9 protein-coding genes and 5 pseudogenes are annotated in these 13,307 nt (G+C 67.6%); 6 read left to right on the top strand and 8 right to left on the bottom strand.

Annotated elements, in window-relative coordinates; genetic code table 11:
- Positions 1-44 precede the first annotated feature (44 nt).
- Positions 45-1,335: pseudogene (gene larC / locus GJ629_RS09645) on the bottom strand (nickel pincer cofactor biosynthesis protein LarC).
- A gap of 324 nt (positions 1,336-1,659) precedes the next feature.
- Here larC and pepF point away from each other — a divergent pair.
- The 3 genes and pseudogenes from pepF to GJ629_RS09630 all read left to right on the top strand — a co-directional run bounded on the left by pepF (position 1,660) and on the right by GJ629_RS09630 (position 5,238).
- Positions 1,660-3,453: an oligoendopeptidase F gene (gene pepF / locus GJ629_RS09640; RefSeq protein WP_157512775.1), complete on the top strand. Its 1,794-nt coding sequence runs from the start codon at positions 1,660-1,662 to the stop codon at positions 3,451-3,453.
- A 100-nt stretch (positions 3,454-3,553) separates the two neighbouring features.
- Positions 3,554-4,773: pseudogene (locus GJ629_RS09635) on the top strand (proteasome-activating nucleotidase).
- Between the two features lie 39 nt (positions 4,774-4,812).
- Positions 4,813-5,238 carry a universal stress protein gene (locus GJ629_RS09630; RefSeq protein ID WP_157512774.1) on the top strand — a complete coding sequence of 142 codons (426 nt, stop codon included), beginning with the start codon at positions 4,813-4,815 and terminating at the stop codon, positions 5,236-5,238.
- An 82-nt stretch (positions 5,239-5,320) separates the two neighbouring features.
- On the opposite strand, the gene GJ629_RS09625 is transcribed toward GJ629_RS09630, so the two are convergent.
- The gene (locus GJ629_RS09625) at positions 5,321-6,367 is read right to left on the bottom strand and encodes a trans-acting enoyl reductase family protein (protein ID WP_370515854.1); all 1,047 of its coding nucleotides are present in this window, start codon (positions 6,365-6,367) and stop codon (positions 5,321-5,323) included.
- Positions 6,368-6,465: 98 nt separating this feature from the next.
- Between GJ629_RS09625 and GJ629_RS09620 the strand changes: the two genes are divergently transcribed.
- Entirely contained in the window at positions 6,466-6,894 is a 429-nt protein-coding gene (locus tag GJ629_RS09620; RefSeq protein ID WP_157512773.1) for a Rieske 2Fe-2S domain-containing protein, read from the top strand.
- 452 nt (positions 6,895-7,346) lie between these two features.
- Complete coding sequence (locus GJ629_RS09615; RefSeq protein WP_157512772.1) at positions 7,347-8,051, top strand: SDR family NAD(P)-dependent oxidoreductase; 705 nt, start codon at positions 7,347-7,349, stop codon at positions 8,049-8,051.
- A gap of 181 nt (positions 8,052-8,232) precedes the next feature.
- Here the strand turns inward: GJ629_RS09615 and GJ629_RS09610 are convergent, their stop codons facing one another.
- The 6 genes and pseudogenes from GJ629_RS09610 to GJ629_RS09585 all read right to left on the bottom strand — a co-directional run bounded on the left by GJ629_RS09610 (position 8,233) and on the right by GJ629_RS09585 (position 12,847).
- Complete coding sequence (locus tag GJ629_RS09610; RefSeq protein WP_157512771.1) at positions 8,233-8,670, bottom strand: transcription elongation factor Spt5; 438 nt, start codon at positions 8,668-8,670, stop codon at positions 8,233-8,235.
- Positions 8,670-8,843: a protein translocase SEC61 complex subunit gamma gene (locus tag GJ629_RS09605; RefSeq protein ID WP_157512770.1), complete on the bottom strand. Its 174-nt coding sequence runs from the start codon at positions 8,841-8,843 to the stop codon at positions 8,670-8,672. The genes GJ629_RS09610 and GJ629_RS09605 overlap by 1 nt, the downstream gene beginning before the upstream one ends.
- A 44-nt stretch (positions 8,844-8,887) precedes the next feature.
- The gene (locus tag GJ629_RS09600) at positions 8,888-9,946 is read right to left on the bottom strand and encodes a twin-arginine translocation signal domain-containing protein (RefSeq protein WP_157512769.1); all 1,059 of its coding nucleotides are present in this window, start codon (positions 9,944-9,946) and stop codon (positions 8,888-8,890) included.
- Between the two features lie 42 nt (positions 9,947-9,988).
- Positions 9,989-11,141, bottom strand: a pseudogene (ftsZ, locus tag GJ629_RS09595) (cell division protein FtsZ).
- Positions 11,142-11,313: 172 nt separating this feature from the next.
- Positions 11,314-12,656 (bottom strand): annotated as a pseudogene (locus GJ629_RS09590) (D-aminoacyl-tRNA deacylase).
- A complete protein-coding gene (locus GJ629_RS09585) occupies positions 12,656-12,847 on the bottom strand; it encodes a hypothetical protein (RefSeq protein ID WP_157512768.1) in 192 nt (63 codons plus the stop codon). Before GJ629_RS09585 ends, GJ629_RS09590 begins: the two are co-directional and overlap by 1 nt.
- 85 nt (positions 12,848-12,932) lie before the next feature.
- On the opposite strand from GJ629_RS09585, the pseudogene GJ629_RS09580 reads away from it, so the two are divergent.
- Positions 12,933-13,307 (top strand): annotated as a pseudogene (locus GJ629_RS09580) (shikimate dehydrogenase); the annotation flags it as partial.

Here is a 13,307-nt window from a genome sequence, read left to right as displayed (position 1 = left end):
ACCTCACCGTCGAGGAGGCGCTTGCCGAACACGCCAGCGAGTGATCACTCTTCCCGCCAACGCGCCTCCGCGAGTGCGATCACGTCACGGATCGGCCGGTCGGTCGCCGCGGCGACGGCGGCCGCGTCGTCGTACTCCGTCGAGACGTCGATCACCGAGCCGTCGGTGTCCGTCGCCACCTTCACCGTGACTTCGTGGTCCTGCCCGTCGACCGAGAGCGTCACCGTCTCGCGCTCGCGGTCGGCGACCCAGCGGTGGCCGGCCCCGTGTTCACGGACACCGAGCGTCCCGGTCTCTTCGGCCAGTTTGCGGGCGACGCGGTCGGCGTCCGCCGGCCGGACGATCACCTTCAGGAGGTGGCCCGGCCGGGACTTCTTCATCGTCGCGGGGGAGTATCGACACGTCCCGCGCGCCAGCCGCTTTCAGCGTCTCTTGGAGGCCGCCGAGCACCTCGGGAGTCGCGTCGTCGAGGTTCGTCTCGAGGACGGTGATCGGTTCCCGGCGGAGGCCGCCCGCGGCCGTCCCGAGAAGCGCCCGCAGGGCGTTCGGCGTGTCGCCTAGGTCGTAGCCGCCGGCGCCGTAGCCCGACGCGTCGAGGTCCATCTCCGGGAGCGAGTCGACGCCCTCGGCTATCTCGGCGAGGATTGCCGCTCCCGTCGGCGTGAGTAGTTCCCGGTCGTGTGGACCGCCGACCAGCGACCAGTCGGCGTCGCCGGCTATCTCGACGACTGCCGGCGTCGGGACGGGGTAGGTTCCGTGGCTCATCTCGACGGTCCCGCCGCCGGCCGACACCGGCGTCGTCACGACCTGTTCGACGTCGAGGTCCGCCAGCAGGAGACAGCCCCCGACTACGTCGGCGATGGCGTCGTCGGCCCCGACTTCGTGGAAGTGGATCGACTCGATATCGGTCCCGTGGACGGCCGCCTCGGCCTCGCCGAGTCGTCGGAAGATAGCCGTCGCCCGCGACTCGACGCCCTCGGGGAGGTCCATCCCGGCGACGATGTCCCGGACCTCGGCGTACGAGCGGTTCGGTCCGTGTCCCTCTGCGGGCGTGTGGTCGTGCCCGCCGCTGTCGTCCCCGTGGTGGTCGTGACTGTCTCCCTCTGCGTCGTCCCCTTGATGGTCGTGACCGTCCGCCTCGGCGTCGCTCTCGTAGCGGACGTCGACGGCGGTGGCGGCGAGGCCGGCCGTCGTCACGTCGCGGACGGCGTAGCTGATCGGAAGTGCGTCCTCGACCGGTGAGAGGACGGCGGGGTCGGCCCCGGCGGCGATCAGCGCCCCGAGGAGCATATCGCCGCTGGCCCCGACCCGACCGTCGAACGCGAGCGTTCGCATACTCCGATAGCCGACGCCGACGGGCAAAAGCGTCCGGTCTCGACGGTGGGGGAGGGTTCAGATATGCAGCTGAAATTGGGACCACCTCGAAAGCCCCCGGCGTCTCGACTCCCGGGACTCGCTGCGCTCCGCACTGCGTTGCGGTGCTTGCGTCGTCCGGGGACGCCGAGACGCCGGCCCCTTTCAGTCCCACCCGCTTCGGCTGGCTGACCGGCCGCTTCAGGGTGGGACTTTCGAGGTGTCTCTAACCGAATCGTCCTCCTGTGAACAGTACCCGACGATAGGCGCCGAACGTTTAGGAGGCCGCCCCCCCAACCGCCCCCTATGAGTTCCGTTCCCGAACGCGAGGACGTCGACACCGAGTACACGTGGGACCTCGAAAGCCTCTACGCCAGCGACGACGACTGGGAGGCCGCCTTCGAGCGCGCACAGGAACTGACCGCTGACCTCGGCGCCTACGAGGGGCAGGCGACCGACGACGCCGAGACGCTGCTCGAGACTCTCGAGACGTACGAGGAGTTGATGCGGACCGTCTCGAACGTCGGCTCCTACGCGCGGATGCGTCGCGACGAGGACACCCGCGAGGACACCTATCAGGCGCTGCTCGCCCGGGCGCAGTCGCTGTCCTCGGAGGCCTCGAGCGCCGCGAGCTTCCTCGAGCCGGAACTGCAGGCGCTGGACCGGGCGGACATCGACTCGATGGCCGACGCCGAGCCCGAACTGGCGGTCTACGACCACTACTTCGACGACGTGTTGCGGATGGCCGACCACACCCGCTCGGCCGAAGTCGAGGAGGTGCTGGCCGAACTGGGCGAGGTGACCGGCGCGCCGGGCGAGGTGTACAATATGCTCGCCAACGCCGATATGGAGTTCCCGACCGTCGAAGACCCCGACGGCGATGCTGTGGAGATAACGCTCAACAACTTCACGACCCTCCAGCAGCGTCAAGACCGACAGTTCCGACAGGACGTCTACGAGGCCTTCTACGACGAGTGGGAGACGGTCCGCAACGCCGTCGGGACGGCATACAAAAACGCCGTCAAGACCGACGAGAAGACCGCGCTAATTCGGGACTACGACAGCGCCCGCGAGATGGCGATGGACGGCCCGAACGTCCCCGTCGAGGTGTACGACACTCTGCTGGAGACGGTCCGGAACAACCTCGACAACCTCCACCGCCACGCCGAACTGAAACACGAAGTCGTCGGCGGCGATGAACTGCGGATGTGGGACCTCTACGTTCCGCTGACCGAGACCGAGAGTCCCGACATCGAGTACGAGCAGGCCTGTGAGTACATCGTCGACGCGGTCGCACCGCTCGGGGAGGACTACCAGAGCCGGGTCGCGGAGGGCCTCGAGTCCCGCTGGGTCGACGTCTACGAGACCCGCGGGAAGCAGTCGGGCGCCTACTCCGGCGGCACCTACGACTCCCAGCCGTACATCCTGATGAACTACCAGGACGACGTGGAGTCGATGTACACGCTGGCCCACGAACTGGGCCACTCGCTGCACAGCGAGTACACGAGCGAGGAGCAACCGTACGTCTACAGCGACTACGAGATATTCGTCGCCGAGGTGGCCTCGACGGTCAACGAGACGCTGTTGACCCACCACCTACTGGATACGGTCGAGGACGACCGCCTGCGGCGACACATCCTCAACCAGTACCTCGAACGCTTCCGGTCGACGCTCTACCGGCAGACGATGTTCGCGGAGTTCGAGCACCGCGCCCACGAGCAGTCGGCGGCGGGCGAACCGCTGACCCCGGACCGACTGGACGACCTCTACGCGGACCTGAAAGGCGACTACTACGAACCGGCGGTGCTGGACGACCGCATCGCCCGCGAGTGGATGCGCATCCCCCATTTCTACCGCTCGTTCTACGTCTACCAGTACGCCACGGGCATCTCGGCGGCCGTCGCGCTGGTCGAGGGGATTATGGACGACGACGACCCCGGGGCCGCCGACCGCTACGTCGACTTCCTCTCCCGTGGCTCCGCGGCCTACCCGCTGGAGTTGCTCGACGACGCCGGCGTCGATATGACCGACGCGGCCACTGTCGAGTCCGCGCTGGACGTCTACGCCGACTACCTCGACGAGATGGAATCGCTGGTCTGAGCGCGCGCCTCCCCCGCGTCTCGGTCGCGGGACCGCTATCGGACGTGGAAACCGGACCCAAAGGCACTTTTTCCCTGACCCAATAACAGTGAGTAACCAGATGTCCCGTAGCCCCTCGCTCCCTGAGCGCCCGTCGCTCGACCTCGACCCCGATATGTCCCCGTCAGAGCGACTGACGGCGCTGGAGAATCACTTCACCGAAGTCGTCAGGGTGAACCGCGAACTCAAACAACAGCTCTCGGCCGCCCAGCAGCGCCAGGGCGAACTCACAGAGCAGGTCGACCGCCTCGAACGACAAAACGAGACCCTGAAGACCTCCTCGCTGTACGTCGCTACCGCACAGGAGATGCTCGACGACGGCGTCGTCGTCAAACAGCACGGCAACAACCAGGAGGTCCTGACCGAAGTCTCCCCGCAACTGCGCGAGGAGATGGAGGCCGGCGACCGCGTCGCCATCAACGACTCGTTCACGGTGAAGACGACTCTCGACAGCGAGAAGGACGCCCGCGCCCAAGCGATGGAGATCGACGCCTCGCCCGGCGTCGAGTACGAGGACATCGGCGGCCTCGAGGAACAGATTCGGGAGGTCCGGGAGGCGGTCGAGCAACCGCTGATCAACGCCGAGCAGTTCCGCGAGGTCGGTATCGACCCGCCGGCGGGCGTCCTCCTGCACGGCCCGCCCGGGACGGGCAAGACGATGATGGCCAAAGCCGTCGCCAACCAGACCGACGCGACGTTCATCCGGATGGCTGGCTCGGAGTTGGTCCAGAAGTTCATCGGCGAGGGCGCGAAACTGGTCCGGGACCTCTTCGAGTTGGCCGAGGAGCGCGAACCGGCCATCATCTTCATCGACGAGATAGACGCCATCGCCTCGAAACGGACCGAATCGAAGACCTCCGGCGACGCCGAGGTCCAGCGGACGATGATGCAACTGCTCAGCGAGATGGACGGCTTCGAGAACCGCGGCGAGATACGGATCATCGCCGCGACCAACCGCTTTGACATGCTCGACCGCGCCATCCTCCGCCCCGGCCGCTTCGACCGACTCATCGAGGTCCCCAAGCCCGATGCCGAGGGCCGCGAGCGTATCCTCGAGATCCACACCCGCGACATGAACCTCGCCGACACCGTCGACTTCACCGCGCTGACGACGCGACCGAGCGCTTCAGCGGCGCGGAACTGGAGAGCCTCTCGACGGAGGCGGGGATGTTCGCCATCCGCGACGACCGTACCGAGGTCACGATGGCCGACTTCGAGGACGCCATCGAGAAGGTCGAACAGGACGACGACACCGCGGGCAAACCCATCGCCTTCTACTGACCCCAAACGTTCACTAGCGGGGGCGTCGTTGTCGTCGGTATGGGCACGCACATTCTCGTCCCAGTCGACGGTTCCGAACAGGCCGGCAACGCCTGCGCCTTCGTCGCCGAGGAGTTCCCCGACGCCGCCGTCACGCTCATCCACGTGATCAACCCCGCCGAGGCTGGCTACAGCATCGAGGCCAGCCTCCCGTCTGCCTCCGAGGAGTGGTACGAGGCCCAGAAGGACAACGCCGAGTCCATCTTCGAGGACCTCTCGGCCGAGTACTTCCCCGACCAGGACGTCGAGACGACCGTCGAAGTCGGCAAGCCGACGCGCGTCATCGTCGAGTACGCTGGCGAGAACGGCGTCGATCAGATCGTGATGGGGAGCCACGGCCGGTCGGGCGTCTCGCGCATCCTGCTCGGCAGCGTCGCCGAAACCGTCGTCCGCCGGTCGCCCGTCCCCGTGACGGTCACTCGATAACTCATAGTGTTTCTTGTCGCTGTGTACGGCAGACCGACCGAAATCGGGCGGTCGATGCCGAAATGACCGACAAGAAACACTATCACTCGTCCGTTCGCTCGACGCCCTCGACGTCCGTGATCAGGTCCGGCCCGAACGCGCCCGCCGGCGTCTGGAACCCGGTCGGTGCCGCCCCGTCGAGAGTCCGCTCGACCGTCTCCAGTGCCGTCTCGACGGTCAGCGTGTAGGTGTTGGGCGTCTCCAGCCGCGAGACGACCGTCTCCGTCCCGGCGCTCGCCTCGCCCCAGATGTACGCCCGCGTCTCCTTTCGGGTCTGTTCGTCCGGTCCGTCGACTCGCCGGTCGACCAGCGTCCGCAACAGCGACTGGACCGGCCCCAGACCGAGGACCGGCGCGAGATACCGCTGGTAGCGCATCCGGTCGATGGTCGATTTCGGGAGCGCCAGATAGAACTCGATGTTCCCGATACCGGTCGTGTGGTAGGCCGTCGAGACGTCGCCCCACGGGAACGTCGTGGCCGTCGTCGGCCCCGTCCCGAAATCTATCTCGCGGGTCCGGTGGGCCGCCGGCACCGACGTGATCCGACCGTTCTCCCGGACCATCCCGCCGTCGCCCAGCCCCGAGACGGCGGTCTTCATCGTCCCCGGGGAGAACCCACCCTCGGCGCGAAAGCCCATCGCCAGCGAGTCGGCCTCGGGGAGACGCTCCGCGAGGTGGGCCGCCAGACAGTCGGTCGGCACCACGTCGAATCCGACGCCCGGGAGCAGCGTCACGTCCGCGTCGGTCGCCTGCCCGTCGTAGCCGGCGATTGCCTCGAACACTCCGATTTCCCCCGTGATGTCGAGGTAGTCGGTCCCGGTCGAGAGTGCCGCCTCGACCATCGGTTCGTACGTCTCGGCGAAGGGGCCGGCGCAGTTGAGCACTAGATCCACGTCGTCGAGGTTCGCCTCCACGACCACTTCATCCGAGAGGTCGAAGGCCCGCGCCTCACAGCCCAACTCATCCGACAGCGCCGTCACCTTCGACTCGGTGCGGCCGGCCAGAATCGGTGTCTTCCCCCGGTCGACGGCTTCGCGCGCGATCAGTTCCCCGGTGTATCCGTACGCGCCGTAGATGAGCCACTGTGTCACACTCGGAGTTCGGCAGTCGCCGTCCTAAAAGTTGTGCGGCCGGTGCCGACGTTCGCGGGAACCGCGCCTTTCAAACCGTTCGCGGCCAAGTCCCGGGTATGGACGAGGCGGCCCGTATCGCCGACGCGTCGGCGGTTCCCGACGACGGCACCCTGCTGGTGACCCTCCAGTCGACGGACGAGGACGAACAGCGCGAAGCCATTCTGACCCGACTCGCCGACGGCAGCGTCGCCGCGTGGTTGAACTACTGCCAACACTGGACCGACGTGCGCTTGGACACCGGCGACGGCGCGCCGATGCGCGGCGGCGAGATAGCCTGCCGCCGCCACGCCGCCACCTTCGACCGCACCTCCGGGGAGTGCACGTTCGGCCCCTGCGAGGGCGCCTTTCTCAACGACGTCGACGTCACTGTCGCGGACGACGCCGTGTATCTCACCGACGAGTCGTTCACGTTCGAGTCGATGGGCCCCGCCGAGGCCCACACCGGCGACAGTTCGACCTCGCCGGGCGAACGGCTGGGTTTTTGAGGACCCGGGACCGTCTCTCCCAGGGACCACTCGCTGGTACTCCGGTCTCCCACCACTCCCAAACACCGGCGACAGGTATTAGTGCGTAAAGTTAATCAAAAATAATTATATGCCACGATACCCGACACGTGAGGGATCTCGGCATCGGTTTACGATCGTCGACCCGACGGAACTCGAATCGGAACGCGAGTACTGCTTGACGTGTGAGAAGTTCGTCGAGGACAGCTCTCGGGCTCCCGATTCGGGCTCCTGACGGCCGCTGCCTTGCCGCGGCCGACACGACCGACTCCCCTCACTCCCTTGCTTCGTCACACTGCCCGGACAGTGGTTCGACCGGTCACCGGGTGGGCAGTGTCGCCACACGGACTCGAAGACACGGTCGCGCTGCCGCTCCCTGCCCACGGGCGGTACGAGGGGCGACCTATAACAGCCTCGCACCCGGTGTCGACACTATGGCACGAACCGCAGTCGTCGCCGGCGTTGGCCCCGGCCTCGGGGCGTCGGTCGCCGAACAGTTCGCCTCGGAAGGATTGAACGTCGGCCTCCTGGCCCGCAGCGAGTCGTTCATCGAGTCACTCGCGGACACCCTCTCGGAGACGGCCGGCGACGCCGTCGCCGTCCCGTGTGACCTCGCTGACCCGACCGACATCGAGGCGGCGTTCGCCGACGTCCGCGAGGCGTTCGGCCCCGTGGACGTCCTGGTCAACCACGCCAGCGCCGCTCCCTGGAAAGGCCTGCAGGCCATCTCCGACGAGGAGTTCCAAGGCGCACTCGACGTCGGACCGCGGGCGGCACTCCACTGCTCGCAGGAAGCCGTCGAGGACATCCTCGAAACTGCGGGCGACGGGACGATCATCTTCACCGGCGCGACTACCTCGGTCCGCGGGCGGGCGGGATCCATCGGGTTCTCGGCCGCGAAGTTCGCCACCCGCGGAATGGCCGAGTCGATGGCCCGGGAACTCGGCCCCGAGGGCGTCCACGTCGCTCACGTCGTCATCGACGGCCAGATTCTCCCGCCGGACGGTCCCGGCGACCGCGATGAATCGGAGTTCCTCGATCCCGACACTATCGCCGAGAGCTACTGGCACCTGGTCGAACAGGACCGCAGCGCCTGGACGCTGGAACTCGACGTCCGCCCGCACGTCGAGGAGTTCTGACTCCCGTCGAGACGCGTCGCTGTCTCGCGAGCCGATATGCCCGCACGAGAGGGCTGCAGAACTACCGTTCCTCGCTATCTCGCGGCTCCGCCGCTCGATTTCCCGAGGACCGCTTCACTACGTTCAGCGCTCCTCACTATCTGTTCGCGGGCGCAGTGCGCCCGCTCCCGTGGTCCGAGAACTACCGTTCCTCGCTGTCCAGCACCCGGATCTGATCCCCACGAACCGTGACCGGAATCGGGACCGTCGCCTCGTACAGTTCGACGGTGACCTGATCTTTGCCCTCGTCGATGCGCTGGACCTGTGCCTTCTCGCCTTTGAACGGCCCGGCGATGAGTTCGACGATGTCCCCCTCGGCGATCCCTTCGACGTCCGGCTTTGGCGAGAGGAAGTGCTCGACCTCGGCGATGGAGGATTTCCCCTGCACGACGCCGTTGGCGTGGGGTATCTCGTCCATGATGCGCTCGAACACGGAGGCGTCGTCGGCCTCGACCATCACGTAGGAAGTGAGGCTGTCCGGGGCCAGCGCCGCGTGGATCGAGTCCTCCTCGCGGTTCATAATCATATCCGCGACCGTCCGCTCTTGGCTCGCAGTGGTCTTGACGGCGAAGATAGCCATCACGGACCACCCGGCACGACTGTCATAATCATGTAGATCAGGAAGCCGAGGAAGCCGACGAGGGCGATCCCGGCCCCTGCGATCTTCGAGATCTGGGAGAACTCCTCCCAGGAGGGCGTGCTCGCTAGTCTGAGCACGCGCACGTACGACGTGAGATCGAGTGGGACGTTCATATTCCGTCCTTTCCCCCGAGCGCTTTTCTATCTTCCGACACCGCTTAGGACTCCGCTTCGGTCGGGACGACGACGCCGCCGGTCCCCAGCAACCACTCGACGACCGGCGGCGCGAGCTCCGTGAGCCGTCCGACCGACCCCGAGAACGACACGTCGACCCGGTCGCCGTCCTGCTCGACCGTTATCGAGTTGACTGCGTCGGGAAGCGCGGCCGTCTCGGGGGCCTGCTGGGCGAAGATCGACCGTGTCGCCTTGACCTGTAACGCGAAGTCTTCGGCGGCCCGGTCGTCGCCCGCCCTCACCGACACGTCGATGCCCCGCCGGTCGCCGTCGGCGTAGACGGTCCCGTGGAGGTACTCCAAATCCGAGAGCAACTGGTCGCGGATCAACTCGTCGTCGAAGGGCAACAGCGTGGCGAGGCCGTCCGTCAGCGGCGACATTGCGGCCGCGAACCGGACTTGGCTCTCCGGGGCCTGTCCCAGCGCCGACAGCAGGTCCCCCGACAGTCGGTCCACTTCCGCTTCCGTGATAGCGAGGACGCCCTCGACGGCGCCGGTGACGCCGAGGGCGAACCGGCCGTCGCCCAGCGCCGCTATCTCGGTCCCCGTCCCGTCGACGCCGTGGACGGTGACGCCCGCTATCTCCCGGTCGGTCGTCGCGTACACCGTCGCGTCGATGGCGGCCGCGATACCGTCGGGGTCCCAGTCGGCCTCGACGACCGCACCGACCATCGACTCGCCGAGCGTCGCCCGCTCGATTCGGGCGAAGATGGTCGCCCGTGTGATGGCCGACGGGTCTAGCCCCCACCCTTCCGCTGTCGCCGCGAACAACCCGGCCACGTCGCTGGGGTCCTGTCCGTCGCCGGTCCGGGCGTCGATGCCGGCGCTGACGACCGACCGGAGGCCCTCGTCGTTCCGTAGCGCCTCGCCGTCGGCCTGTATCAGGAGGTTCGCGTCGGCGGGCACCGGCCCGATTTCGGGCTGGTCGGCCGGCTCGGGGCCGAGAAACGGGAGGAAATCCAGCCACCCAAACGCGCCGGCGGCGGCGACACCGCCGGCGGCGCCGCCACCGTACAGTAGTTGCCGGCGCGACGGTCGCTCCATACACTCCCTACGTCAGGACGCCAAAATAAACGTTTGCGGGGACTACTCGACGTAGTCGATGTCTTCGCCGAGTTGCTGGGCCGACTTCTCCTGTTCGGCCTCGCTTTTGCCGTAGATCTGCGGGCTCTCGACGCCGGTGACGACGATCATCGTCTCCATCTTCCCCTCGAAGTCCTGGTCGACGGAGGCGCCCCAGATGATGCGGGCGTCGGGGTCGATACGGTCGTAAATCTCCTCGACGACGCCCTCGGCCTCCTCGATGGACATATCGGGGCCGCCGACGACGTTGACCAGCGCGGAGTTGGCGCCGTCGAACTCCACGTCCAGCAGTGGCGAGCGCAGCGCCGACCGGATGGAGTCTTGGGCCTTGTTCTCGCTGTCGGACTCGCCCAGACCGATCATCGCGACGCCGCCGTTCTCCATGATGGTCCGAACGTCGGCGAAGTCGACGTTGACCAGCCGGCTTGGTGATCAGTTCCGTCATTCCCTTGACCGAGCGCATCAGCACGCGGTCACAGATCTTGAACGCGTCCTGCAGGGGCATCGACGGGGCGTAGTCCAGCAGGCGGTCGTTCGGGACGACGATGACGGTGTCCGAGACGGCGCGCAGGCGTTCGAGGCCGGCGTCGGCGTTGGCACGGCGGCGCTCGCCCTCCGCGGTGAACGGAATCGTGACGATAGAGATAGTGAGGGCACCCTGCTCCTGTGCGGCCTGTGCGATGACGGGGGCCGATCCTGTCCCCGTTCCGCCGCCGAGACCAGCGGTGACGAACACCATGTCCGAGCCGTCGATGGACTGCTGGATGTCCTCGATGTTCTCCTGGGCCGCTTCCTCGCCGATTTTCGGGACCGACCCCGCGCCCCGGCCCCCGGTCCGCTTGCGGCCGATCAGTATCTTCGTGTCCGCCTTGACCTCGTCGGCGAGGTGCTGGGCGTCGGTGTTGGCCGCGACAAGTTTGGCACCGTGAATCCCCTCTTCCATCATCCGGGTGACGGTGTTACCACCCGCGCCACCACAGCCGAAAACCGTTATCTTCGTCTCTAAGTCCTTGACGACGTCCGAGAGTTCCTCGTCGGTCATCTGCCCCGACGTGGACACGTCCTCCCGTGTCGACGCTGGCTCCTCCTCGCCAGCGTCCGACGCCGGGTCCTCCTGTTCGGCCTCCTCCATGGCGTCGTCGATTATCGAATCCATATTTAAACACCGATTGCGTACCCTCCGTTATTATTCTTTGCCTACTGTCTGACGCTCGTCTGACGAGTTTCGCGGTCGACCCGGCCGGAGAGAACCGGCCGACGCCCGCGAAATCGGACGGGAGCGGCGATAGCACCCACTCGAAAGAATCTGGAGAGGAAACGGTGGGGGCTCAGTAGGGATATCGGTGGACCTGTTCGGTGTGGACGACTTCGGGGTCGATAGTCCGGCCGTTCACTTCGACGGACTGGCCCGCCGATAGTTTCCCGAACGCCGGCCCCTCCGAGATGCCCAGCGTCTGTGCCTTTTCGGGGTCGAAGGTCCACTCGGTGACGACGACGGCGTCGTCCTCGATTGCCACCGCCTGCCGGTGTTCGGCCAGTACGTCCGCGAGGCTCTCGACGATTTGTCGGCGGTCGCCCGGGTTGGCGACGGCGGCGCGCGCGCCGAGGCGCGTCCCGCCCTCGCTGGTCTCGACGGCCACCGCCACGTCCGTCACGGCCGCGCGGGCGGCGTCAGTGTCGACGCCTTGGGCCGCGTCGGCCAGTTCCGCCGGGAGGTCGACCACGTCGAACTCGCGAGCGTCGAGGGCGGCCGCTCGGTCGCCGAGGGCGACGCCGTCGGCGACAGGTCCAAGGCGGTCCTCGACGGCCTCGACGACCGACAGCGGGACGCCCGTGGTCGCCCGAAGCCAGTCCTCGCCGACGACGCGGTAGCCCATCGACGCGACGGCCTCTCGGACCTCGGGGTTCTCGCCGGCGACGACGGCCCGCGTGGCCGCTCTCGCCTCGAACGCCCGCCGGAGGACAACGCGGTTCTCGGCGGGGTCGCCATCGCGCGAGACACCAGTCGGCCCAAGGTGGCCAACCGCCCAGTCCGTCTCCCGGACGATGCGCTCGAACCGCGGGGCGTAGTGGCCGCCGCCGAACCCGACGACGTGGCGGTTCGTCCCGTCGTCGGCAGGGGCGTCGGGCGCGACTCCGCGGAGGTCCAGAATCGCCTCCGCGACCGCCCGGGCCGCGTCGGGGTCGTCCCACTGGGGTCGGTCGCTGCCGACTTCGACGAACATCGACGGGACGCCCACCTCGGTCGGGCCGTGGTGGGTACACTCCATTCCGACATCGTAGTCGGGCGGTGCGTGGGCGTCGAGCGCCGAGAGGACGCGGTCGTGGGCGGCCGGACAGGCGCGGGCGAACTCGCCGTCCGCGCCGCCGTACTCGGCCGGACCGAAGTTCCCGGTGTGGTGGGCGGTCAGCAGTCTCCCGGTTTCGCCGGCGTGTTTCGAGGCGAACACCAGCAACGCGGGGTCGGCGAAGGCGTCGGCGGCGTCGACGACGTCCAGGTGGCTCCCCTCAACGTCCGGAGTTCGGCGCCGTCGGTGCGGTAGACGGTGCCGCCGCCGTCGCTCTCGGGGCGACTATCGTCGACGTGTGTCTCCCAGTCCGCGACCGCCCGCAGTTGCTCGCCGACGTGGACGGACGCGTCGTCGGCCTCGGAGACGACGATTGCGAGCATCAGTCCGCCACCTCCACTGCCACGGGGTCGCGCCCGACCGCCGTCCGCGCGGGGTTGCCGGCGCGCGTGAACACTCCGACGACCGTCGAGCGGGTTCCGAGGGAGACACCGGCTATCCGGGACTCGATCCACGGGGGCGGCGACGGAACCGCGGCATCGACCTGCACGAGCGGATGGCTGAGACGACTCACTACTTCCGACTCCGGCGCGCTGCTGGAAAGTCTTGCGTCTGCGGGGACTGAAACGCTTATGTCGGGTGGCACTGACCGGACTGGCATGGACGTGTACGGACTGCTCGGCAACCCGGTCGAGCACTCGCTGTCGCCGCCGATGCACGAGGCAGGGTACGACGAACGCGGCATCGACGCCCGGTACGTCACCTTCGAACCGGACCGCGACGCCGCCGCTGAGGCTGTCGCGGCCGCCGAGACGCTCGGCATCTCGGGGCTGAACGTCACCGTCCCGTTCAAACAGGACGTCCTCGACGCCGTCGAGGCCGACGACCTCGCCCGTCGCATCGGCGCCGTCAACACCATCGACTTCTCCGGCGACCGACCGACCGGGCACAACACCGACGCTATCGGTGCCGTCCGAGCACTCGAAGACCACGGCGTCGACCTCTCGGGGTCGGCGGTCGTCGTCGGGGCCGGC

Source organism: Halapricum sp. CBA1109, assembly GCF_009741825.1.
Classification (GTDB): Archaea; Halobacteriota; Halobacteria; order Halobacteriales; family Haloarculaceae; genus Halapricum.
This window is presented reverse-complemented; position numbering and strand designations above follow the sequence as displayed.